The following is a 23975-nucleotide window of genomic DNA, read 5'->3' as shown; positions in this document are numbered from 1 at the left end:
GCATTAAGACGCAACATAATACATCGCTTTTTGCAGCATTAAGACGCAACATTGTACATAGTACATCTCTTTGGCAGCACTAAGACGCAAAATATTGCGTCTCTACGGTCATTTGACAAAAACAACCGGCTATGGTTTAATGTCTACTAACTTAAGCATACATTTTTTTGGGCTTATGAAACAGCAAACCAGCTTTATCCACAAACTACCGGCGCTGCTAACCGGTATCCTGCTTCTGACGTTGACAAGTGCCACAACCGGGTGGGCACAACCCAAAGGCCGGCCGGAAACCGCTGCCCGGTATGTGCTCACTAAGTCAGATAATACGTTTCTCGACAGCCTGCAACGCGACACCTTCCGGTTTTTCTGGGAGACAACTAACCCTAAAAACGGACTGGTTCCTGACCGGGCGCCAACGCCCTCATTTTCAAGCGTGGCTGCTATTGGCTTCGGCCTGACGAGCTACCTCATCGGCGTCGAACGGGGGTATATCACCCGGCAACAGGCTGTTGAGCGCGTTCTGGCCACGCTGCGTTTTTTCCGGAACGCACCGCAAGGCCCGGCCCCCATCAATGTGGCAGGTTACAAGGGATTTTATTACCATTTTCTGGATATGCAGAGCGGTCTGCGGTTTAAAACCGTTGAGCTGTCGACCATCGACACCGCCCTGCTCCTGGCCGGTGTGCTGAGTTGCCAGACTTATTTTGACCAAAAAAACGCGGCCGAAACCGAGATTCGCAAACTGGCCGATGACCTGTATAAAGCCGCTGACTGGACTTGGTTTCAGGCACGGAAGCCGTTTGTATCAATGGGCTGGCACCCCGAATCCGGCTTTATCAAAAGTGACTGGCAGGGCTACGATGAAGCCATGATTCTGTATGTGCTGGCACTGGGTTCGCCGACACACCCTGTCGGACCGGAAGTGTGGCCGGCCTGGACAAGTTCATACGAATGGATGAACTTCTACAATCAGGAGCACATAAACTTTGAGCCGTTGTTCGGCCATCAGTATTCGCATTGCTGGATTGATTTCCGGGGCATTCAGGATGCGTACATGCGGCAGAAAGGCATTGATTATTTCGAAAATTCGCGGCGGGCGACCTACGCCAACCGCGCCTATTGTGCAGCTAACCCAAATAAGTGGCAGGATTACAGCGAAACAGTCTGGGGCCTAACCGCCTGCGACGGCCCGAGAGACACGCTGGCCAACGGTCGTCAGTTTTTTTCGTACCGCGCACGCGGCGCCTCCGCCCAACGCATTGTCGATGACGGCACCATTGCCCCGACAGCTGCCGGTGGCTCCCTGGCGTTTGCGCCCGAAATCTGCTTACCGGCCCTGAAAACGATGAAAGCCAGATATGGTTCGCAGCTCTATGGCCCGCAGGGGTTCCGGGATTCCTTTAATCCAACGTACCGCTACCGCTCACCGTTTGCCTATGGTTCGACAGACAACGGCTGGTTCGACCGCGATTACCTGGGCATTGATCAGGGACCGATTATCATCATGGCCGAAAACCTGCGGACCAACTTTGTCTGGAATCTGATGAAAAAGAATCCGTATATTCAGCGTGGGTTGAGCCGGGCAGGCTTTACACCCGTGAAATAGTTCAGGATTACTTCTGTTATTCCTCCTTCGTCGGAAGGACAAAAAATTTAAACCAGTTATATGCCAGATCTTTTTTCCGGCCATGCCGGTCTATATACCCAGTACCGGATTGATTACCCGGCCGAATTGTATGACTATCTACTGTCGTTTGTTCAGGGCCGCGAACGGGCGTGGGACTGTGCGACGGGCAACGGACAGGTTGCCGTGGTACTGGCAGAGCATTTCGGACAGGTCGACGCAACCGACATCAGCCAGCCGCAGCTGGATAAGGCGGCGCAAAAGCCGAACATCAGGTATCAGGTTAGTCCGGCCGAACAAACGCCGTTCCCCGATCAGTCGTTTGACCTGATTACGGTTGCTCAGGCCGTGCACTGGTTCGATGTCGGGGCCTTTCACCGAGAAGTCCGGCGGGTCGGGAAACCGGGTGCCGTCATCGCCGAATGGGGCTACGGCCTGCACCGGATTGACGAGCAGTTAGACCCTGTTATTCTGGATTTTTACCGGAACCGCATCGGGCCGTACTGGGACCCTCAGCGCAAACACATCGACGACCGGTATGCGCGGTTGCCGTTTGCGTTCGACAACATACAGACCAGGGAGTTTTCGGTCTACCGCCGCTGGACACTGGAGCGATACCTGAATTACCTTCGTACATGGTCGAGCGTTCAGACCTACATCCGTCTTCACGAAGAAGACGAAGACCGCCACGACCCCGTCGAGGCTCTCGGCGAACGGCTGCAAGCCATATGGGGCACCGGCGAACGCGATATCCGTTTCCCCGTTTTTTTACGATTGGGTATACTGTAGAGACGCAACATCTTGCGTCTCATTGTTTCATTTTATCACTGCGTTTCATTTTATCACTGCGTCTCATTGTTTCATTTTACCCCTGCGTCTCATCTTTTAAATCCAGCATCAGTTTATTCAATCCAACATCCCATTTCAACCAGAATCTACCTATTACTGCATTGAGAATCGACACTTAAACTTTCTCTAAACAGCATCGACAGTTTGCGGGTGGTACCCCAGTGATAACCACCGAGTTCGCCGGATTTGCGGAGCACCCGATGGCACGGAATCAGGTACGCCACCGGATTATCGCCGATGGCCGTACCAACCGCCCGAACCGCGGCCGGAGCCGTTGCCAGGTGGGCGATATCCCCGTAGACGGCCACTTTGCCCTCCGGAATCTGTAGCAACGCCTCCCATACTTTCAATTGAAATGGTGTTCCTTTCAGATGCAGCGCGAGCGGGGCCGGTTGTTGCAGGTTCTCAGTCAGCCGCAGCAGCGCCTGTTTCTGCATCGCATCGGTTTCGGCCATCAGGGTAGCGTTTGGCCAAAGCTGCCGGAGCAGCACCATGCCGGCCGCATCATCGTCGATAAATTGCAGCGTACAGACCCCTTTGTCCGTCGAGGCGACCACCACCCGCCCGAACAGCGTATCGGCAAACTGATACCGGATGCGGAGCGCTTGCCCGCCATCGCGGTACTCTGCCGGCGTCATGGCCTCGATGCTGACAAACAGATCATGCAGCCGGCTCGTGCCCGACAGGCCGGTTTCGTACGCTGTTTCGCTCACCGACAGACGCTGGTTCAGCAATAACTCTTTGGCATAATTCACACTCAGAAACTGCACAAACTTCTTCGGGCTGACGCCTGCCCACTCTGTAAACAACCGCTGAAAATGAAACGCGCTCAGGTGGGCCTGCTCCGCAATCTGGTCCAGGTCCGGCTGTTCGCGGAAATGCGCTTGCATATAGTTAATGGCTTTCTCGATGCGCTGATAGGTGTTCATAGCCTGTTGTTTTTTCTGTAAAAATACAGCCGTGGCGGCCGGGCAGCAATCCGGAAATTGCGGTTTTAAGTACATCTGTGAAGACGGGCATTTTCTGAGAAACACACATTCTATCCCTAAAATCGGGTTTCTATCCCAAAAATTTTAAGAGCGCTAAATAGAAATATAGCTTTGGGCTCATCCAAAAGCAGGCAGCCGAAAATGCTGATCCAGAGTAGGCACCATAAATAATCTGTTTTTATTACGTTGAAACAAGGTCTCATCTTTTCTTTGGCAATGCTGCTCTTAGGAGCGCTTTGCATCGTGCAATTATCGTGTAAAGGTCCACAAGGGGAGGTAGGACCGGCAGGAGCAGCTGGCCCTGCCGGTGCAACTGGCCCTGCCGGTGTGTCAGGAGTTACCGGAAATGCCAATGTGATTCAATTCACGTATACCCCCCGATCATTCTCTAACACGGCAGGACTTATCACCACCTTGTCGCTGCCTAATACCACTACACAGGTTGCTGCCTCCAGTGCTTTCTTTGTTTATTTAGGATTCATCAACGGCGCAAACCCAGTCAACTGGCATGCTATTCCCGGTAGTATTCCTGATGGTGGCTCCTTCAGAACATGGCTATATAATGCAACCACCCCACAAGTGGCAATCCAACGGGAAACGCTTGCTGCTGCCACCGGTTCAATACTTTTCACCCCGCGTGTAGTGATGATTCCGGCTAATGACCTCCGCAATGGCCGCAAAGCCGCTCTTGACTTCACGAGCTATAATGAAGTAAAAGCGTTCTATAATCTGCCCGATTGAAGATTACCAGATCCAGTCAACAGGCAGGGTGCTTGTTGCTTTCATCTTTAAGCAATCCAATTACGTTTACACATGAAAAAAAACACATTCTTATTGATGCTGCTTGCTTTGCTGAGTAACGTGGCTATGGCTCAGTTTGATCCGAACTATAAGGGACACTATCGTCTGAAGACTGTCTACCAGGGAGGAGAAGTATGCTTAGAAGGTAATCAGGCAGCTTCACCAACCAAAAAAGGCTTAGCGTTCATGGACAAACAACAAAACGCTGCCGGCCAGCTCTGGAAAGTAGAAGCTTCGGATAAAAGTGGCTATTACATATTAAAGAACCAGTTTCGGGGCGCAGGTGAATGCTTAGACATTACAAATGCCAACGATGCTTCCAGACCTGGATTACTGGCCGCTCAAATGCGGAAAGCGGAAAAACGGACTGGTCAGTACTGGCTAATTGAACCGGCCGGAAATAATATGTATCGTTTAAAAACACTGTATACGGGTAACGACAAATGTCTGGAAGGAAATGCAGCATCAACCGGAGCTAAGGATGGTGTTGCCTTTATGGATGATTGCAAAAATGTAACGGGCCAGCTTTGGAAATTTGAGCGTGTGCCTTAGTGAACTTTCCCAAAGCACATCGTTAGCAAAAACGCCTGAGCACCTATCCCGGCCCGGTCTGACTATCGAACCAGACCGGGCTTAATGTTGCTGGTTGTGGACTAAAAGTGGTAACCCGGGGAGTTTGTTGTCGTTGGTACATAGTCTAAGAATTTCGAAAACCAACGCTATTGTTGATATTTGAGGGTAACCGGAAAAGCCACGGGGCAATAGTAACAATGGCCAGTAAAGTGCGGCGATTACAAAAACAGCTAATCATGAAATTGCTAGTTGCATTCATAGGGTCAATTCTAATCGGGATAGCTACGCCTGGATGTAGCCAACCGCTCAGTTTAACTACTCAAGAGGTCGGGAAATTGAAGCAGGAATTGGCAACATCTATGGAAGATACCAGCAAAGTGCTCAGCTTATGGCGTCTGGCCAGGTATCATACCATGACTGAGCCTGACGAGGCTGTGGTCTACGCAACAGAGGCAATCACCCTGGCCCGAAAACTTGCTTACACGTATGGCGAATTGGTTTCGCTACAGGCATTAAGTTTTGTCGCAACCATAACCGGTGACTGGCAAACGGGTACTCAGACGGCTTACGATGGATTGCGACTTAGCCAGGCTAAATACCCGGATCTGGTAGTGGTCTTTTATAATTTGATTGCGTTAGTCTACGAAAAACAGCAAGATAGCCGGCACCGCCTGGAATGGCTGTTAAAGGCCTATCGTCACCCTCAGCTGGACTCACTGCCCAATAACGGGAAATGGCTTATTTATCACAATATTGGCGAGGTTTATGAAAACCTGAATGTGCTGGACTCGGCTATGTATTTTGCTAAATTAACCGATGTGCATTGCCGGCGCCTGAACATCCCCATCGAAGTGTCCTATGCCAATGCAATTATGGGCAGAGTTGAAAAAAAGCGGGAAAACTATGCATTAGCGTTGAAGTACTTAAGAGTGGCGATTCGTTTTTCAAGTCAATCCGGTAATCTTTTTTTGGAGTCTGAACAGTCGGTGGATTTAGCCGGCGTTTTTCAGAGAATGGGCCAACCGGATTCGGCTCTGTTTTACGCGGGAAAAGCATTGGCTGGCGGCAGGAAATTTAAAAACCTGGTACTGACAGCAAGCGCCGCCAAACTTTTATCCCAACTTTATGAACCTGTAAATCCAGCAGAAGCAATCAGATACCTGAAACTATTGCATGCTACGAATGATAGCCTTTACACAGCCGCGCGAATTATTCAAACACAAAATATTGTCAAATCCGAACAAGAACGCGAACGGGATTTAGCTGACGCTAAAAAAGAGTATGATCATTCAATCAGGCAGAAAACACTCACTATCCTGCTTGTCTTTTTAGGATTGATTTCAGTAATCCTGTATAAAAACAACCGTCAAAAGAAAAAGGGGAATGCTGTTTTGTTAGCTAAAAACCGGGAAATAAACCGTCAGAAAGATGAGATTGCAAAAACTGTTGAACAAAAACAGATTCTTCTTTCGGAGTTACAACATCGGGTAAAAAATAATTTACAATATGTCATTAGTCTGTTAGAGATTCAGAAAGAGTCCATCAGTTTCAGCACAATCGATGATCTGATTCGTAACAACCAGAATCGGATTCATTCGATTGCGTTGCTTCATAAGAAGTTGAATGTTGACGAAGGCGTTAAGGATGTTGATTTGAAACGGTATGTCACTGAGCTTTCTGAGCTTGTTAAAGATTCGTATGATACCAGGGAGACCCATGTAACCCTGTTCACCACTTGCGAAATCGACACGCTGGCCATCTCAAAAGCACTGCCATTGGGACTGATCATTGTTGAACTGATCAGCAACAGCATGAAACACGCCTTTAAAAACCAATCAAACGGCATCATCAATATTGAAATCCGGCACCAAAACAATGCAAAAATGAACTACCTGGGTTACATTGATAACGGTACAGGCTTTGACTTTAATCAGAAGCAAACTAAAGGGTTGGGTATAGAAATAATAAAAGGATTGATTGACCAGCTCAACGGTAAGATTGAGACCAGGTGCAAAAAGGGATTTGAACTAAACCTATATTTTTAAATGAATTCAGAAGTGATTTTGGTGGTTGAAGATGATTTTCTGAACCGAAGATTAACGAAAAAAATTTTACTGGAACATGGCTACCAGGTTTTAGAAGCTAAAAATGCCGATGAAGCGATGAAGATTCTCCAGAAAGAATTGGTTGATCTTGCCATTCTCGACATTAACCTTGGCGACGGCGAAATGGATGGCATTCACTTGGGAAAACTGATTCATGCCAAACAACAAGTCCCGTTTATATATCTTACGGCTTACGAAAACGCCAGGGTGATCAGCGAGGCGGTTGCTACTTCACCCTATTCGTATCTGACCAAACCATTTAAAAACAGCGACTTAATCGCTTCCGTTAAATTGGCAATTATAAAATCGGCCAAAGAAGACCGAATCAAACCAGCCATTTTAGTAAAGGATGGCGTTTACCAGGTTGACTTGCCGTTGGAAGCAATTAATTATATCGAATCGGAGGGAAATTATCTGCTATTTCACACCGATATAAAAGTTTACAAATCCCGTTCGACGATCTCCTGTATCATCGAATCATTACCTGCTACAAAATTTATTCAAACGCATCGGGCCTATATCGTCAATAAGGATAAAATTCAGAAATATTGTTCTAAAAGTGTGATTGTAGGTAATACAAAAATCCCTCTTTCAAAGAAAAATATATTTGAGTAGCCGATTAAGATGTAATCGTCATAGCCTGTTGTTTTTTTGGTAAAAATACAGTTCCTGCTGCCGGTCATCAATCCGGAAATTGCGGTTTTAAGTACATCTGTGCGGCCTTTCCTGTAGTTGCTCCAAAATTTTTCCCCGCCCGACGCGTTACTTTTTCGGGAACTGCCTGATTATACATCAGGGAACAATTCTGCCACACCATTTTTTATCCTTATGCGCCTTTGGCTACTACTACTATCCGGTACGTTTATTCCCTGTTTTACCCTTGCCCAAACCATTACCATCAGCGGGTTTGTGCGCGACAGCCTTTCCGGCGAAAACCTGTCGGGGGCGGTTGTGCAGATCGGCAATAGTACCCGGCAAACAAACGGCTATGGGTTCTTTAGCCTACGCGTCACCAAAAGCACCGCAACCCGGGCACTGTCTGTCCGCTTTTTGGGATACCAGCCCTATCGTCAGACGCTGGCATCTGCCAACGACACCACCCTAACCATCTGGCTGACAGCGCAGGCCAAACAGCTGGAGGTAGTTACGGTGCAGAGTGATTTACTACAACGCGATGTCGCACCCGGCACCTACCGGCTTCCGCTGACCCTGCTCCGGCAAGCTCCGGCCTTGCTGGGCGAAGCCGACCTGCCCAAATTTGTACAGACGCTCCCCGGCGTTCAGGGAGGCACCGAAGGTACTGCCGGTATGTACGTACGCGGAGGCAGCCCCGACCAGAATCTCATCCTGCTCGACGGCATGCCCGTCTACAATGCCTCGCATCTGTTCGGGTTCTTTTCGGTCTTTAATCCGGAGGCTATTGCTACGGCTGATTTTTACAAAGGAGCCATTCCCGCCCGATACAGCGGCCGTCTGTCGTCGGTACTCGATCTGAGCATGAAAGAAGGCAACCGGCAAAAAACGCACGGGCGCTTTGCCCTGAGCCCCGTTGCCGGTAACCTGCTGCTCGAAGGTCCTTTGGCCAAAAACAAACTATCCTACATGATCTCGGGGCGGCGAACCTAGCTCGATGCGTTTACCAATCTGCTTAGCCTGATCAATAACCGCAACCGGCTTGGCTATCATTTCGACGACATTAATGCAAAAATCAATGCGGAACTATCGCCCAAACGGCATCTGTACGTAAGCTGGTACCGGAGCAAGGACCGGTTCCGGAACGTTTTTACCGATTCGCGCTATAAGTCGGTCTATGGCTATGACTGGGCCAACAGCACCCTCTCGGCACGGTATACGCAGCTGTTTTCTGAGAAACTCTTTGGCCGGTTTCAGCTCGGGCTCGTCAAGTATCACTATACCCTCAATACCCGTTCAGAAACCGCCGAAGGTACGATTCGTTTCGATACCCGCTCGGCCATCCGGGACGTACTACTGAAAACTGATTTTGACCTGTCGGCGGCTTCGTCGGTACAGCTTCAGTTTGGTACGCAGCTTTCGTTACGGCGGTTTACGCCCGAAATCCGTACCGAGCAGGGTAATGTGCCGGTTGACGAAAGCACCGCACCCGCGCAACCCGCCTACAGCCATGAAGCGTCGGCCTATGTCGACGCTACGCTGACCTTCTCCGAACACATGTCGGCCAACGTGGGTCTGGTGCAATCGGTCAATCTGGTTCCTGACCGAACCTACGCCAACCTGCAACCCCGGCTGAGTATACAGTATGGTCTGTCGGATCATCTTTCGCTCAAAGCGGCCTACAACACCCAGGTACAGTACCTGCATCTGCTGACCAACTCTTCGCTGGGCCTGCCCACCGATCTGTGGGTGCCTACCAATGCCGCCATTAAGCCACAAACGAGTCAGCAGTTTTCTTTAGGCATTTATCAGGGCGCCCGAAAAGGGTTTTCGGGTTCGGTTGAAGGCTACTACAAATGGCTTGACAACGTGCTGGAATACAAAACGGGCAGTAACCTGTTTCTGACCTGGGCCAGTGAGTGGACGGACCGGGTACTGGTCGGTGCGGGCCGGTCATATGGCCTCGAAACCTACCTAAAAAAAACAACCGGTGCCTGGACCGGCTGGGTTAGCTATACCCTGTCATGGCATCAGCGGTTATTCGCCGGCCTTAACGGGGGACAATGGTTTCCGTACACCTATGACCGGCGACACGTGGTCAGCGCTGTGGTCACGAAAACGACCCGACCCAAGCAGCAGCTGACAGCCAATTTTCAGTTCAATACCGGCGCAACCGCCACGCTGCCAACCAGCCGTGTCAGCCTGCCGCAGCCCGATGCGGGCATCAGTCCCATCTATCAGGGCAGCTTTCAGCAGTACTTTTCGCAGATAGACGTACTGAACAACCGCAATAATTTCCGTCTACCCGCCTACCATCGGTTAGATGTCAGTTACCGGTTCGATAAGGTAAAGAAGCGGGGCACCCGCAGCTGGATTCTGGCCTGTTACAACGTGTATAACCGGAACAATCCGTTTATTGTCTACCCACAGGACGGTCAGCTGAAACAGTTTAGTCTCTTCACCATTCTTCCCTCAGCTACGTACAGTTATGCGTTTTAAGCTATTCTTTGTTGGTTTAGTCAGCCTTGGTTTGTGGGGCTGTACCAAAACAATTACGCTGACGCCCCCTGCCTTCGTCCGGGAGCCGGTAGTAGCCGCCTTATTGTCGCCCGACAGTACGCTTCAGGTAACGCTCACCTACAGTTACCCAACCACAGCGACTGACGTTACGCCAACGCCCATTCAAAACGCGCGGGTATTCATCGCCGACAACGGGCAACGCCTTGCACCATTGGCGGAGCAGCGGCCGGGTGTCTACCGGCTGAATTACCACCCCCAGCCGGGGCATGTCTATGCCTTAACGGCCATTACACCGGAAGGCAAAACACTCACGGCGCAGGACCGGATGCCGGTTGCTCCGGTGTTATCGGTCACGCTAACCGGCCCGAATGCCGGCAATGTGAACAACAACCCTGACATTATTCTGCAAACACAGCCGCTGCCCGCCAACGAGGCGGTGCAATGGCTTTCGGTCTATTTGCGGACGGAGGCGTTCAGTACCCGACAGCTGACCACAACCATCGAAGGCATTCAGAGCAACAGCCTGTTGCTGGACGAGTTTAACAGTAACCTGTCGGGCTTCAATTACAAACGCTCTTACTGGCCCTACGCCCGGATTAAGTCCATCGTGGCAGACGGCCTGACCCATCCGGCCATTACGTTCAATACCGGCAATCAGGTGGCAAACCTCAAAAAGCCCGGCGACCGCTACCAGCTAACGATCTGGACAGGAAGCCCGGCATTTGACCGGTATCTGCGCTCGGTGATTACGGCCTACCAAAACCGCATCAGCGATGGGGGTGGCATCGGCGATAACCCATTTGCTCAGCCGTCGCCGGTGGCCGGCAATGTCTCGGGAGGCCAGGGCGTCTTTGCGGCCTATGCCACACAGGTAGTGGTGTTGAAGGAAGTGAATTAGTTTAACGCCCCCCCGCTCCAGATCACCCGCATGACCATGCCTGTTACGCCGATGGTCTGGAAAAACTCCAGCCAGTGCAGCTGCTGCGCGCCGAGGTGATCGGTCGGGGATTTGACCTCGACAAACGCGTATTCCCCGGAGTCGCGCCAAACCAGCAGGTCGGGGAAACCGCGTGTATGCTCGCGTACGTTGCGGGCCATTTCCAGCAGAATCAACCGCAGCTGCGCCACATCCAGCACCGCAATCAGCTGATTGACCAGCGCCAGCAGGCTATCACTCCAGTCGACCAGCACGTTGGCCATCCCGAATTTAGCGTTGAACATCCGGCCGACATGCACCCGCCAGTCTTCTTTTGTTGCCAGTTCGGCCAGCCGCTTTTTGATCAGTTCTTCCCGCTTCAGGTAAAAATCGGGCAGGTACATGTCCGACGGGGCTCGTTGCAACGGGTTATGAATCGCCTGCACGCTGGCATCGTAGATAATGTCCCAGAAGACAAGCCCGAACAGCCCGCGCCAGGGATAGTTTTCCGTAAACGCCGCCTGATAACCCGCAGCCATGTAGTGGGCAATAACGCCGGCCTCGACATGGTGCCGGAAACCCGCCGGAATCTGCACCGATTCCGCATCCGACAAAAACCGGGTTGTTGCTTTCCGGCTGCGTTTCTTCAGACCGGTATTCAGTATCTTTTCTTTAAAATCACTGGCAAAGTAGCGTTCTTCGGCATTCTGCGGCGTCTCGGCGATTTCATCGCACAGAGCCAGCGCTTCGTCGACCAGGCCATTTTTGAACAGCAACCGCACCCGCCGCTCACGAGCCGGCACAAGGTCCGACAGCTCGTAGACCGTCAGCGCCTGATCGGGTAGTTTCTGCCGTTCCAGATACGCGCCGACCCGGCAAACCAGCTTCTGATAACTCTGCAGCGCGATGTCGGCCAGATCGGGCTTGTTCTCATTCCAGTTCAGGAACCAGTTGTAAATATCCTCAGGCGGCGTCTCGCTGTCCCGCAGCTCATAAAACGCCTCATTCGTCAGCGATACCATGAGTTTATCTTCTACCTCCTTACGGGTCTGGAAACGGGCCGTCAGCTTACTTTCGTCATAGCGTTCAAAATTGACCATGCCCAGATCACGGATCACAAACTCCGTCATATCGGCTCCGCGATGACCAAAAAACAGGTATTTGATCATCATGACCTCCACCTCAAAATTAACCTTTACGACCGGCTCTGCCGCCGTCAGACTCCGGACCACCTCCGCAAACGACAGTTCATGCAGCACATACCGGACAATATCTTCCTTTTTGAGCTTTGCCAGCAGTTTTACTTCTTCGGCCGAAAGCGGCAGTCGTTCCAGTAGCTCAGCTTTTGTGAAAATGGTCAGGATGTCTCCTGCCATGGACTCGTGTGCGACCGATACGTACTCTGCAAAGCCGTTCGCCAATAACTCTGCACCGGCTGCCGTTAAATCAGGGATTTCGGCATAGTGTAGTTTATTTATCCGGAAAAACAGTCCTTTGCGATTGCTGAACCGCACGAAAAGGCACTGAGCGTCTTCGGATAAGGCACCCAACCGGAGGATAAAGTCTTTTTCGGCCTCGTTTAACAACCCGCCGTACAGTCGTTTGACAAAATCAACGACGTACTGAAAGTTGTTGAGGTAATATCGGGGTGGCAAGATTATTTTCATCGCGGACAGCCTGTAAACCGGACCTGTTTCCGGTTACGTTCGGGTATAGTCGTCATGGAACGAATACCGTTCCGTTGTACAGGTAAATAACAAAAAAATACGCATATATGTCCCCACACGACATTCTACAGGCCCTTTCTCAGCAGGGTCTGATTGCCGGCAATCAGGCGGATATTATCCGCGATATTGAGGATAAAAAACCCTTTTCGGTGCATTGGGAATTACGGGCGGTACTGTATGCCGGTGTCGTTTTACTGAGCTCCGGCCTTGGCCTGCTGATTTACGAAAACTACGACCGGATCGGCCATGGCTTCCTGCTCGGCGCCATGGCTATACTGTGTCTGGCGTGTTTTGGTTTTGCAGCGTATTACCGCGCGCCGTGGTCGCCCGAGCAGACCCGCAGCCGGTCGCCCTTCGGCGATTACGCCTTGTTGCTGGGCTGCCTGCTCTTTCTGTCGCTCGAAGGCTATGCGCAGTATGAATACAATGTGTTCGGCACCCGCTACGGGTTGGTCACCTTCATTCCGGCGATGCTGTTTCTGGCACTCGCCTATCTGTTCGATCATCGGGGCGTACTGAGTATGGCATTGACCGCCCTGATTTCGTGGGTTGGCCTGACGGTTCGCCCGCTGGATTTTTTCTTTAAGACCAATTTCTTTGACGAGCGCATTACGCTGTCAGGCATTGGCCTGAGTCTGCTCCTGATTGCGGCTGCCTTTCTGCTTGAACGCCGTCGGATCAAAGCCCATTTTACATTCACCTATCTGCTCATGGCCGGTAACCTGTTGCTGGTAGCCCTGGTAGCCGGCATGTTCAATTTTGATACCTGGCGGTTTGTTTACATCATCGCCCTGTTTGGTACCTGCGTGGCCTTTGACCGGTACGCCCGCAACCAGCGGTCATTTTTGTTTTTACTGATGAGTGCGGTTTACGGCTATATCGGCCTCACCTACCTCGTTTTTCATTTTGGGAAACCAGGCAATTACCTGGCCACGTTCTATTTCCTGGTCAGCGGCATCGGGCTGGTTATCTACCTGCTCTACAACCGCAAGGCCGTTAGCTGATCGCCGGCTAAACCCGGATCGCTCTTTCTCTCTTTCACTTTCTATGCAAAAGGCTTACAACATACAATGGATATATAACAAGGTAATCCGGTTTCAGACCGAACGCTGGCAGGCGCAAGGACTGCTGACACCGGAGCAATGCCAGACTATTTACAAGGCGTACCCGATTGGGTTCCGGCAATCAAATGCCTTCGTCGAAATCGGGGCGTTTTTGTTTACTAACATTGCCGTGGCAGGTGGTTACGCCTTACTGGCGCTCGTCATGAGCCCGGCTAATGCCACCGGTAATGCCATCTTCAGCTGCCTGTTTGGCATAGGACTCGTTTTTCTGAATCAGTTTCTCATCAACCGGCAAAGCCTGTACCGCAGTGGTATCGATAATGCGCTGGTAGTGTCATCCGTGGCGCTTATATGCCTCGGCATCAATATCGCCCTGCCCGACCAGACCAGCCTGTGGGCCCGATGCCTGTGGTGCCTGCCGGCCATGATACTGGCCATCTGGTACTACGGCGATACCATCATCACGTTTGTGGCCTGGCTAACGGTATACTGGGCCGTTTTCGACGGGTTGCTGAAGCAGGATTGGGGCAAAGCGGTTTTACCCTTTTTGTTCATGGCGCTGTCCCTGTGCATTTATTTTCTGTGCCATTTTGCGTTTATCGTTCCGACGAGAGGTCCCGGCAGACGGGCAGGTGTGTTCAGCCGGACAGCAGGCCGGAGCGCCGGAAAACCCGCAACGGAAGCCATCATGCAGAATCTGGTCTATTACGACGACGCGATCACGATCACGCAATGGATTGCGCTGTCGATGCTGCTGATCAGCAGCAATTATTTCATGGTGCGGGAGCTCAATGCGCAGTTGCTGCGGCCGGTACCCGCCGTTTCGCCGGATATCAGCCTTCCCTGGTTGTTCTGGCTCTTTACCTTTCTGATTCCCCTTGGTTACGCCTATATCGGACTTCACTACCGCAACCGCGTTTTTCTGATTCTGGCGGCAATCGGCATTGCCGGTGCCCTAGCCACGTTCCGGCATTATCACGGGTTCCTGCCGCTGTCGGTTCACCTGACGTTATGCGGTGTGTTCACCATCGGGTTTGCCGGTTTCCTGATCTGGTTTCTGCGACGGCCTGGCCATGAGACCAAACCACACGGGTTCACCGACGTTCCCGACGAGGATTCACCCCGTGAATTCTTCCTGAATGCCGAAGTACTGGCCACGATTCAGGCCTCGGCGTCGGTCCACCATCCGGACCCGCTGCGCTATGGCGGCGGTGATTTCGGCGGCGGCGGGAGCGGTGGCAAATACTGACCGGCAAAGTTGGCAAATAGACTGATGTTCATGTACCTTGCAGCCTCATCATTAACCAACGACGAATCCGATGAACAAACTTCTTTTACTCTTTTCGTTACTGCTTACGGCGCCGGTTTTTGCCCAGTCAACGGACGAAACGGCCGTTCGCGCCGCCATCGATCAGATGTTTACCGGCATGCGTAAATCCGATACCACGCTGGTTAAATCTGTGTTCGCGCCGGCTGCCTCCTTACAGTCGGTAGCCAAAAATAAAGAAGGAGCGGTCAGTGTACGGCAGGAATCCATCCCCGGCTTTATCACCTCTATCGGCAAACAAACCGCCGGTGACCTTGACGAACGGCTGACGGGCTATGAGATCAAAGTTGACGCCGAACTGGCCATTGCCTGGACGCCGTATACATTTTACTACAAAGGTCAGAAAAGTCACTGCGGCGTAAACGTCTTTACGCTGGTAAAAATCAACGGTAGCTGGAAAATTCAGTCGATTATCGACACCCGCCGCCGCGACGGGTGCTAGCATTTACTGACCAGTCCAGGCCGGCGGGCGCTTTTCCAGAAACGCATTCATCCCTTCTTTCGCATCGGCCGTCTGCTGAATTAACTGAAACTGCTGGTGTAAAAAAGCCTGCTGCTGATCCGGTGGCAGGCTTTTCAGTTGCTGATAGGCGCGTAAACCAAACTGTATGGCAGCAGGCGAATACTGCTTTAATTCCGTTACCAAATCCGCAACGGCAACATCCAGTTCCGGAAAACGAACAACCTGCGTTACTAAACCTAACCCGGCAGCATCCTGTGCCGATAGTGTCCGGGCACGCAGGCAAAGGTCCAGCACCGCACGGGCGGGCATGATCTCCATCAGACTAGCCATCACCTGAAACGGGAAAAGGCCCCGCTTTACCTCCGGCAGGCTAAACGCAGCGTTTTCTGCGGCCACAACATAGGTACTCCCCGCCACCAGCAAAAAACCACCGGCATAAACCGGCCCCTGCACCCGCGCAATACAGGGTTTATGCAACCCGGCCATCAACTCCCCAAGCCTGACCGGCCCCGACGGCTCCGGCACACTTGACTCCTCCATATTACCGCTCACCAGACTTTTCAAATCCATCCCCGCACAAAACGTATCGCCCTCAGCCGCCACAACAACCAGCCATACGTCAGTCAGGTAATGCGCGCAGGCCACGGCATAGGCCAGTTCATGCAGCATGGGCGGGTGCAATGCATTCTTTTTTTCCGGCCGGTTCAGCGTAATGGTAAACACATGTCCGGCAAGCGTTGTCCGGACAAACCGCAGTTGTGTCAGCCGGCCGGTATCTATCTGATTCTCTGAATAAAGCATGGGTTTTAGGCAATATAGTTACCAAACTATTTATGTAACGTTTCAGATAATATAATTAACATTTTTCAGTTAAAGAATCAGAAACTTCCACGTAATAAACACCGCATGCCATGAAATTTCTTACCACTACCTTTCTTTTTCTATGTCTTGCTTACCACGCCTCAGCTACACACCTGCTCGGGGGTTATATCCAGGCAAAGCCCGTCAATGGATTACAGTATGAAGTAACGGTTACCCTGTTTATGGACGGGATCAGAGGCGCGGAAGCCATACGCGCGTCTTCTGAAACGAGGGTATGTTTTGGGGACGGAACAACCGGAACGGTTCCCAGAATTTCGGTCACCGATTTTAGAAATGACCCGGCGATAAAAGTCAATGTTTACCGGACAATACACACTTTTCCGGGAACCGGTAGTTATTACCTGACTATTTCGGAACAAAACAGGACCGTAACAATGAACTTCCGCGACGGAGAGATGGTACCGTTAGGACTTAACACCACATTACGTATTGATAACCAAACCAATACGACTCCCCAAATCGCATTACCTGACAACATCTTTCAGGCAGCGGTCAATCAACGGACCATTTTTAACTTCCCCGTTACCGATACGGAAGGCGATAGTCTGGCCTACGTTTTAATCCGGCCGGCTGCCAGCAAAAATAACTGTGAACAGGCTATGCAGACGGTTTCCAGTTATTTATATCCGAATGAATTTTCACGTCAAGGGACGTTTAAACTCAACAGCCGGACGGGACAACTGATCTGGGATGCCCCTACTGCACAAGGGAGTTATACCTTTGCTATGCTGGTGCGGGAGTTCCGGCGAGGTGTTTTTCAGAGTGAGACGCGGTTTGAAATGATCATGCAGGTGACGGATAAACAGCTGACCCCGCAACCATTGCCACCCTATGAACCGGTTGTTGAACAGGCGCTTGTGCTCGGTATATCGGAACTGAGTCCGGAAACGCCCCTGACGCTTCAGGTATATCCCAATCCCGCACAGGATCAGGTAACGGTTCGTCTCAACTCACAAAAACCATCGAAACCCCGTTTCCAGCTGATAAATCAGAACGGACAGTTGTTAGATGATGTACGTATTGAGACGCCCCGCAACGAGCACGATCAGCGGTTTGATATTAAGCATCTGCCCGCCGGTTTGTATTTTATTCAGGTCGAAAGCGACGGCCGGTTTGTGCGGCAGAAACTAATCCGGCAATAAAAGCAAAAGGGGCTTTCGGAGCCCCTTCTGCTTTATTGAAGCATTTTCAGTAAGCTTGTCAGCTTGTCTTTCAAATCTTTACGATCGACAATGAAGTCGAGGAAGCCGTGATCAAGCACAAACTCGGCGCTCTGGAAGCCTTTCGGCAAATCCTTCCCGATGGTTTCGCGGATAACCCGCGGACCGGCAAAGCCAATCAGCGCACCCGGCTCGGCAATATTAAAATCGCCCAGCATGGCAAAGGAAGCCGTAACGCCACCGGTTGTCGGGTCTGTCAGGAGCGACACATACGGAATCTTAGCCTGGGCCAGCAGCGCCAGCTTAGCCGATGTTTTGGCCATCTGCATCAGCGAGAAACCAGCCTCCATCATCCGCGCCCCACCTGACCGTGAAATCATCAGGAATGGCTGCTTGTGTTTCAGTGAATAATCGATTGCGCGCGCAATCTTCTCACCGACAACCGACCCCATAGATCCGCCGATAAAGCCAAAGTCCATACAGGCGATGGTGATATCGAGGTCATTCATTTTACCATAACCCGTCCGGACAGCGTCTTTCAAGCCGGTTTTGGCAATAGTTGTTTTGATCCGGTCAGTATAGGCCTTAGTGTCCCTGAATGTCAGCGGGTCACCGGAGATCATATCCGGATCCAGTTCCGTAAAAATGTTGTTATCAAATAAAACGGCGAAGTACGCGTCTGAGCCAATTTTTTCGTGATAGTTGCAATGTACACAGGTATAGGCGTTGAGCTTATGCTCCCGTGTGTGCATCACTTTTTTGCAATTCGGGCATTGGTACCATAACCCGTCAGGGGCCTCCCGTTTCATTTCGGTCGGCGTTTGAATACCCTTATCTTTGCGGATGAACCAAGACATATCTTAGTTTTCTTGTTTTCGTTTGTCGTCAATCAACTAGGGTGGAATCAAAATAGCGCGTAAAGATACGACAAAATGTATCCCACAGCACATGCTTATGATGCAGCTACGCAAATCGGCCTGATAAAGACTGATTTAGTCTCAGTGTTGATAAGCGTTCGGGTATGCCTGTATGATTGCGTTGCATAAAAAAAGTCCGTTTTCCCTCAGATAAATTACCCAGGTTTTCGAAAAAAGTGTTAAGATTGAGTAAGAATTCAGTCCGCAACCGTCTTCTGACAAAACACTATGAAAAAAAGTTTACTGTTTTCCGCCGCCCTATTGATGGGCATTAGTGCGGCCTTTGCACAAGAATATCCTGTTAGTCAGGAGATTGCTCGTTCAATGAAGTCTGGAGCCGCTATCCAGGAGAAGGCGGTTGAATATATTGTAGCCCGCAATGAAGTACAATCAGGTGCTTCTGTCAGCTACGAAGCCGGACGTTCAATTGTACTGCAACCAGGGTTTACGGCTCAGCCGGGTGCGGTTTTCGAGGCAACAATTGCCAATGTTGTTTCGCGTCCGGCCAGTCCGGAAGCGAATGCGGTTATGACAGTAGCTGCAGCACCCAACCCGTTTGCCGATCAGACAATCGTTGAGTACCGCCTGCCGGAATCATCCCGTGTAAGCCGTACACTAACTGACTTAAGAGGAAATATTATCGAACAGACCAGTACTGAAGATGTTCAGGCAGCTGGTCAGTATAAGGTAAACGTACGAGGAGGCAACCTTCCAACCGGTATTTACATTTATCAGATTCAGACTGACAAGGGTACCAAGTCAGTACGACTGATGAAACAGTAAGCGTTCAGTTTTTTGAGAAAGGCTGATGCGAATGCCAGCAAGTAAAGCCACCTCCCGAAGGTGGCTTTTTTATTGCCTCATTGATACAACTAAAGCATGGTAAAAAAGGCGTAAGTTTGCGCCGTTCATTGATAAAGCGCGCTCATTTTTAAATGTCTAAATTGTCAAAGGTAGCTTTATGGCTCTGTGCATCGGGCTTATTCACACCATTCGCTAAGGCACAAATTCAAACGGTGAAAGCGCCGACTCAGTACAGCGGAGAGCTTGGCAGCTATTTTTCATCGTCAACCAGAACCCCTTTCTGGCTCCGGAGTAATGAATACGGCATCGTTCCGCTGAAGTCTCCCGCCGCCACTGCGCGTTTGGGTCTATACAGTGATTATGATTCTGCAAAAGTCATCAATCGGAAAACGGACTACGGGTATGGCATAAATCTTGTGGGCAACATGGGACCCGATGGTAACATTCTGTTACCTGAGCTATACGCAAAAGTTAGATTCAATATTTTTGAAATTTATGCTGGCCGCCGCCGTGAGCATTTCGGCTTGTCCGATACGCTGCTAACCTCCGGCTCCTACGCCTGGTCAGGGAATGCCTTGCCGATCCCAAAAATTCAGATCAGCATCCCTCAGTTTACGCCTATCGGCTTTACAAAAGGCTGGCTGTCGGTAATGGGTTCATTTGCGCATGGATGGATGCAACCACAAGGCTACGTTAATCACTCCCTTTTACATCAGAAAACGCTCTATTTCAGGCTAGGACGCCCTCATGATGTCGTTCGTCTATATGCCGGATTTAATCATCAGGCTGTATGGGGCGGGGAAAGCAAAGAACTTCAGAAGCTCGGACTAACCGTAGGGCCTACACTGCCCTCATCTTTCAGGGACTATATTTATGTAGTTTCAGGACTACTTAATAAAAAAGACACAACAAAACTGACCAATTTCGATATTACTAATCGGGTAGGTAATCATCTAGGTACAATTGACCTTGGAGCAGAGATTGATCTGGTACGATATTCGCTCTTTTTATACCGGCAGAATCTTTATGAGGATGGCTCGCTTTTTTATTTAATAAACATTGCTGACGGTCTGAACGGTATCCGGCTACGAAACAATGATACTAATGCCTTCTTCCGGGAAGTTGTGTTTGAGTTGCTGAATACAAAGAGCCAGGGTGGACCTGAGTTTATTCTGGAAGATCCATTAAAGCGGGGGAAAGATGATTATTTTAATCATTCGCAGTTCCGGGATGGCTGGGGATATTATGGTCGTGGCATCGGTACTCCGTTTATTCCGCCGAATATGGGGCCAAACGATGCTAATCCCAAAGATCCATTTACGTTAAATAACCGGATTACAGTCTGGCATTTGGGTATTTCAGGAGCATTGTCACCACTTAAGGCTTCATTTCTGGAAGGACCAATTACTTACCAGGCAAAACTGTCAATAAGTAATAACCTGGGAACCTATAATTTCCCGTTTGCCCGGCCCAAAAACCAGTTTTCGGGTATCGTATCACTGATTGCCCCGACAGACTGGCTTGGCGGTTTGACTATCAGAGGTTCTGTAGCAATTGATGCAGGTGATTTATATCCTAATAGTGTTGGTGCCTATATCGGTTTGCAGAAAGTATGGCGAAGCAAATAATGTCCTTGACAGAACGTGTTTAAACACGAAATAGTACAATTTCGCAGTTGCCTTTTTTCAGCAAGAATAGCTTACTTTGCATTTCGATAGTTAACCACACCGTTAGCTAAATATAGCGTGTATGGGACCGGTTTATTGCCGTACTTTATACGCCTTTGACCGTAACTGTCTCCTAATGAAGCCTTACAATGGTTGTAAGAGCATTTGAATGCTGTTTTTAATGTAGGATGAGACACCGATACTCAATATTGTTTTTACCATTACATGTCCTGTTTGATTTCCTGTGCCTCAATGTGTCTTACGCAAGCGCTTACTGGCTTCACTTTAAGGAAATCGACGGTGCGCTGCAGCCACCACATCTGACATTATGGTACGTCTTTAATTTAGTATGGGCTATTCTCGTTATCCTCCTTAAACCCTACACTTTCCCACGTCAGCTATTTAAAATCAGGCATTTAATACCAAAACTAGGTCTTCTTACTACTTTACATATTGCCGTAATTTCGCTTTATCTGGTGTTTTTTCAGGAGTCATTCTATTCGAGGGAGCACTTACTGATTACTTATACGTTGTTCTTTATCCTTGGCTCGGCCTATCGGGTCGGTGGCTTATTGTTTTTACGGGAATTCAGGGCACGCGGTTATAACAACCGCCGCTTTATCGTTGTCGGTTATGGTAATCTGTCGAAAACAATTACCCGGTTTTATGACATTCACCCCGAAATGGGTTTTCGTTTTGCCGGATACTTTGATCATTTTTCCGACGAAAACCGCGATATCATCACCGGTAATTATGAACAATTACCTGATTTTATCCGCAGAAATCGTATCGACTGCGTTTATTGCTGCCTGCCCCATATTGACAATACGCGTCTGCACGGGATTGTAGAAGATGCAGAAATAGCTGATTATCAAGTCAAGTTGCTTGTTGACTTTCGTGGCTTTCTGGCGAAGGGAGCATCTGTAGAGTATCATGATATTCTGCCGGTCCTTAATCTGTCTTCGCAGATGCTTGCCGATTTCCGCGTGAATACGCTAAAACGCGCTTTCGACATTACCTTCTCGCTGAGCGTTATTTTCTTAGGATTCCCGGCTTTTCTTCTTGTGGGCCTGATTACCAGACTTACTTCACGGGGCCCTGTTTTGTATGCCCAAGAGCGCATTGGCAGGGGAGGCGTTCCTTTCCGGATTTACAAGTTCCGCAGCATGTATGTTGATGCAGAAGCAGGCGGGCCATCGCTTTCGCAAGGGCTTGGTGACTCGCGTATTACCCCTTGGGGCCGCTTTATGCGCCGGTCGCGTCTGGACGAACTGCCCCAGTTTTTTAACGTATTGAAGGGCGATATGTCTGTTGTAGGCCCTCGTCCGGAGCGGCAATATTTTATCGATCAGATTGTCGAAATCGCGCCGGAGTACAAAAACCTGCTTAAAGTAAAACCGGGTATTACTTCCATTGGTCAGATCAAATTCGGTTATGCCGGCAATGTGCAGGAAATGGTAAAACGTTTGCGCTATGATGTGCTTTATCCCGAACGCCGCTCATTCTGGTTCGATGCCTGGATTATTCTTCAAACAATCCGGGTAATGATGCAGGGCCGGGGCCGCTAAGCGCTTTTTCTGCCTTCATACCCATTTTCCTATTGCGTTCGTACCCTAAATCAATATTTTTGTAAATAGTTAGGTTTAGTCTATTTAATTAATAGTGAAGGGACGGATTGTGTCGAGACAGCTTATTTACCGTTGGGTTATCATTACGGGTATTATTATTACCAGCCTTGCCTGCAACCAAAGCGGGCAAAATCAGTTAAACCGCTCGGCCAAAGCCATGAACAATTGTGCAGATGGCCAGAAGTTAAGTGCAGATGAGGAAGCCGCCATCCGTCAATCCATTCAGGCGGATGACAAAATTCAGAAAATAGACGAAATCATCCGGCAAAAAGTCAGGGGCGGCTTTAACGGGAATGTATTGATTGCGCAGAAGGGCGTAGTGCTGTATCAGCAATGCTTTGGCTTCGGACACTTTGAAAAAAGCTGCCGCGACTCACTGATCCCTGACTCAAAGTTTCAGCTGGCTTCCTTATCGAAAACCTTTACGGCAGTTGGTGTTTTAAAGCTGATTGAAGCAAAAAAACTGTCACTGGAAGATACCATTCAGAAGTTCTACCCCGATTTTCCCTATCATGGCATTACGATCCGCGATTTGCTGAGCCACCGGAGCGGCCTGCCTAACTATGCCTACGCGTTTGACGACAGCATGAAGGTGAACTTTTATAAAAAAGAAAAGCCTTATCCGACTAACGCAACCATCATGCACTGGTTTGCTACCGTACAACCAACGCCAAGGCCCTATAATATTCCCGGCCGTACCTTCAGTTACTCGAACACCAACTACATGGTACTGGCGTCGATTGTTGAGAAAGCGACCGGCCAGGCTTTTGAAGCGTTTATCCGGAAAAATATATTTGAACCGCTTGGCATGCGAAACACATTTGTGGCAACCACAAAAAATGACTCCATTAACCAATACCGGACCGCAGGCTATCAATGGAACCGGCGCCTTCCGAAAGACTATTACGACGACGTAGTAGGCGACAAGGGGGTTTATTCGACCATTAGCGACCTTTTCCGCTGGTATCGGGCGTTAAACGGGGATTGTGTACTCAACCATAAAACGCTCGCTGAGGCCTTTATTCCGCGTAGTTTTGAAAAAAAAGGTGCCAAGAATTACGGATATGGTTTCCGGATGCAGTTAAATGACCTCAATCAGCCGGAATATATCTACCATACCGGCTGGTGGAAAGGGTACAACACCATGTTCTGGTTTAGCCCCAAAGACGAGTATGTTATCATCATGCTGGGCAACAAGTACAATAAAAGCGTCTACCGTGTGAAGGAACTGGTTGATGTGCTGCACGGAAGCCCGCACAGTGTAAATGAGGAAGACGGCGAAGTAGAGTTATAAAAAAGGCCCCTTTCAGGGCCTTTTTCGTATAA

The 23975-nt window shown here is 49.9% G+C and carries 21 protein-coding genes; 17 read left to right on the top strand and 4 right to left on the bottom strand.

What is annotated here, in order from left to right:
* Window positions 1-175: 175 nt before the first annotated feature.
* Together AC23NW_RS18875 and AC23NW_RS18870 are read left to right on the top strand one after the other, a co-directional pair.
* Complete coding sequence (locus AC23NW_RS18875) at window positions 176-1606, top strand: glucoamylase family protein (RefSeq protein WP_487451255.1); 1431 nt, start codon at window positions 176-178, stop codon at window positions 1604-1606.
* A gap of 60 nt (window positions 1607-1666) precedes the next feature.
* On the top strand, window positions 1667-2413 hold the full coding sequence (locus tag AC23NW_RS18870; protein ID WP_487451253.1) for a class I SAM-dependent methyltransferase: 747 nt from the start codon (window positions 1667-1669) through the stop codon (window positions 2411-2413).
* Between the two features lie 146 nt (window positions 2414-2559).
* On the opposite strand, the gene AC23NW_RS18865 is transcribed toward AC23NW_RS18870, so the two are convergent.
* Window positions 2560-3402: a bifunctional transcriptional activator/DNA repair enzyme AdaA gene (locus AC23NW_RS18865; protein WP_487451251.1), complete on the bottom strand. Its 843-nt coding sequence runs from the start codon at window positions 3400-3402 to the stop codon at window positions 2560-2562.
* A 276-nt stretch (window positions 3403-3678) separates the two neighbouring features.
* Between AC23NW_RS18865 and AC23NW_RS18860 the strand changes: the two genes are divergently transcribed.
* The 7 genes from AC23NW_RS18860 (at window position 3679) to AC23NW_RS18830 (ending at window position 10992) form a co-directional block, all read left to right on the top strand.
* The gene (locus AC23NW_RS18860; protein ID WP_487451250.1) at window positions 3679-4203 is read left to right on the top strand and encodes a collagen-like protein; all 525 of its coding nucleotides are present in this window, start codon (window positions 3679-3681) and stop codon (window positions 4201-4203) included.
* Between the two features lie 72 nt (window positions 4204-4275).
* Window positions 4276-4815: an RICIN domain-containing protein gene (locus AC23NW_RS18855; RefSeq protein ID WP_487451248.1), complete on the top strand. Its 540-nt coding sequence runs from the start codon at window positions 4276-4278 to the stop codon at window positions 4813-4815.
* A gap of 257 nt (window positions 4816-5072) precedes the next feature.
* Window positions 5073-6881, top strand: coding sequence for a sensor histidine kinase (locus AC23NW_RS18850; RefSeq protein WP_487451246.1), 1809 nt, complete (start codon window positions 5073-5075; stop codon window positions 6879-6881).
* A complete protein-coding gene (locus AC23NW_RS18845; RefSeq protein WP_487451244.1) occupies window positions 6882-7556 on the top strand; it encodes a LytR/AlgR family response regulator transcription factor in 675 nt (224 codons plus the stop codon). It abuts the gene before it with no gap.
* Window positions 7557-7769: 213 nt separating this feature from the next.
* Window positions 7770-8567 carry a TonB-dependent receptor plug domain-containing protein gene (locus AC23NW_RS18840; protein ID WP_487451242.1) on the top strand — a complete coding sequence of 266 codons (798 nt, stop codon included), beginning with the start codon at window positions 7770-7772 and terminating at the stop codon, window positions 8565-8567.
* A gap of 471 nt (window positions 8568-9038) precedes the next feature.
* On the top strand, window positions 9039-10073 hold the full coding sequence (locus tag AC23NW_RS18835; protein ID WP_487451241.1) for a TonB-dependent receptor plug domain-containing protein: 1035 nt from the start codon (window positions 9039-9041) through the stop codon (window positions 10071-10073).
* Window positions 10063-10992, top strand: a complete 930-nt coding sequence (locus tag AC23NW_RS18830) for a DUF4249 domain-containing protein (protein WP_487451239.1) — start codon at window positions 10063-10065, stop codon at window positions 10990-10992. Before AC23NW_RS18835 ends, AC23NW_RS18830 begins: the two co-directional genes overlap by 11 nt.
* Here AC23NW_RS18830 and AC23NW_RS18825 read toward each other — a convergent pair.
* Window positions 10989-12677 (bottom strand): VRR-NUC domain-containing protein, encoded by a 1689-nt coding sequence (locus AC23NW_RS18825; protein WP_487451238.1) that lies wholly within the window; start codon window positions 12675-12677, stop codon window positions 10989-10991. The genes AC23NW_RS18830 and AC23NW_RS18825 overlap by 4 nt on opposite strands.
* Window positions 12678-12784: 107 nt before the next feature.
* Here AC23NW_RS18825 and AC23NW_RS18820 point away from each other — a divergent pair, with 107 nt between their 5' ends.
* The 3 genes from AC23NW_RS18820 to AC23NW_RS18810 all read left to right on the top strand — a co-directional run bounded on the left by AC23NW_RS18820 (window position 12785) and on the right by AC23NW_RS18810 (window position 15570).
* Entirely contained in the window at window positions 12785-13741 is a 957-nt protein-coding gene (locus AC23NW_RS18820) for a DUF2157 domain-containing protein (RefSeq protein ID WP_487451237.1), read from the top strand.
* Between the two features lie 43 nt (window positions 13742-13784).
* On the top strand, window positions 13785-15050 hold the full coding sequence (locus tag AC23NW_RS18815) for a hypothetical protein (RefSeq protein ID WP_487451236.1): 1266 nt from the start codon (window positions 13785-13787) through the stop codon (window positions 15048-15050).
* Between the two features lie 70 nt (window positions 15051-15120).
* Window positions 15121-15570, top strand: a complete 450-nt coding sequence (locus tag AC23NW_RS18810; protein ID WP_487451235.1) for a nuclear transport factor 2 family protein — start codon at window positions 15121-15123, stop codon at window positions 15568-15570.
* 3 nt (window positions 15571-15573) lie between these two features.
* On the opposite strand, the gene AC23NW_RS18805 is transcribed toward AC23NW_RS18810, so the two are convergent.
* The gene (locus tag AC23NW_RS18805) at window positions 15574-16392 is read right to left on the bottom strand and encodes an enoyl-CoA hydratase-related protein (RefSeq protein WP_487451233.1); all 819 of its coding nucleotides are present in this window, start codon (window positions 16390-16392) and stop codon (window positions 15574-15576) included.
* A 110-nt stretch (window positions 16393-16502) separates the two neighbouring features.
* Between AC23NW_RS18805 and AC23NW_RS18800 the strand changes: the two genes are divergently transcribed.
* Window positions 16503-17615, top strand: coding sequence for a T9SS type A sorting domain-containing protein (locus AC23NW_RS18800; protein WP_487451231.1), 1113 nt, complete (start codon window positions 16503-16505; stop codon window positions 17613-17615).
* Window positions 17616-17647: 32 nt separating this feature from the next.
* Here AC23NW_RS18800 and accD read toward each other — a convergent pair whose 3' ends face one another.
* Window positions 17648-18490: an acetyl-CoA carboxylase, carboxyltransferase subunit beta gene (accD, locus tag AC23NW_RS18795; protein WP_487451229.1), complete on the bottom strand. Its 843-nt coding sequence runs from the start codon at window positions 18488-18490 to the stop codon at window positions 17648-17650.
* 288 nt (window positions 18491-18778) lie between these two features.
* On the opposite strand from accD, the gene AC23NW_RS18790 reads away from it, so the two are divergent.
* The 4 genes from AC23NW_RS18790 to AC23NW_RS18775 all read left to right on the top strand — a co-directional run bounded on the left by AC23NW_RS18790 (window position 18779) and on the right by AC23NW_RS18775 (window position 23943).
* Entirely contained in the window at window positions 18779-19333 is a 555-nt protein-coding gene (locus AC23NW_RS18790) for a T9SS type A sorting domain-containing protein (RefSeq protein ID WP_487451228.1), read from the top strand.
* A 152-nt stretch (window positions 19334-19485) separates the two neighbouring features.
* Window positions 19486-20982, top strand: a complete 1497-nt coding sequence (locus AC23NW_RS18785) for a capsule assembly Wzi family protein (RefSeq protein ID WP_487451223.1) — start codon at window positions 19486-19488, stop codon at window positions 20980-20982.
* 227 nt (window positions 20983-21209) lie between these two features.
* A complete protein-coding gene (locus tag AC23NW_RS18780) occupies window positions 21210-22589 on the top strand; it encodes a sugar transferase (protein ID WP_487451222.1) in 1380 nt (459 codons plus the stop codon).
* Between the two features lie 109 nt (window positions 22590-22698).
* Entirely contained in the window at window positions 22699-23943 is a 1245-nt protein-coding gene (locus AC23NW_RS18775; RefSeq protein WP_487451220.1) for a serine hydrolase domain-containing protein, read from the top strand.
* The last annotated feature ends 32 nt before the right edge of the window (window positions 23944-23975 follow it).

It is taken from the genome of Arsenicibacter sp. R0_47 (genome assembly GCF_057652235.1).
Note: the sequence above shows the minus strand (reverse complement) of the source record. Positions and strands in the feature narration are given on the sequence as shown.